Here is a 367-nt window from a genome sequence, read left to right as displayed (position 1 = left end):
GAACGCCCGTCCGGCCGCTCCACATTTCAGTGGGCCAGCAGTCAATCTGGTCTCGCGGTGCGCGACACAGGAACCAGCAAGCCAGACGGCAACATGCCCGCGTCCCCTGAGGCCGTACGCCGCGTGACCGGCCGCACGCGAGCGGCGTAGAATGCGCGACGGTCCGCGGCAACGGTGTGCCCGCTCCGTGACTACCCCTTCGGCCCGCGTTACTGACCGCCCGTTACTCTGCTCTCGCCTATATGTCCAAGCCAGTTTCGACCTCGACTTACTTTCGATCCAAAACTATTACCGCCGCACTGGCATTTTTCCTGGGCACCCTCGGCGCACATCGCTTTTACCGGTACGGACCGCGCGACCTTTTCGG

Annotated in this window: 1 protein-coding gene; it reads left to right on the top strand. The window is 63.8% G+C overall.

From position 1 onward, the window contains the following. Positions 1-242 precede the first annotated feature (242 nt). Positions 243-367, top strand: a 125-nt coding sequence (locus tag SB822_RS55420; RefSeq protein WP_410858884.1) for an NINE protein, incomplete at its 3' end; no start/stop codon positions are given.

Origin of the sequence: Paraburkholderia sp. SIMBA_054 (assembly GCF_046534875.1) — a bacterium.
Classification (GTDB): domain Bacteria; phylum Pseudomonadota; class Gammaproteobacteria; order Burkholderiales; family Burkholderiaceae; genus Paraburkholderia; species Paraburkholderia hospita.
Note: the sequence above shows the minus strand (reverse complement) of the source record. Positions and strands in the feature narration are given on the sequence as shown.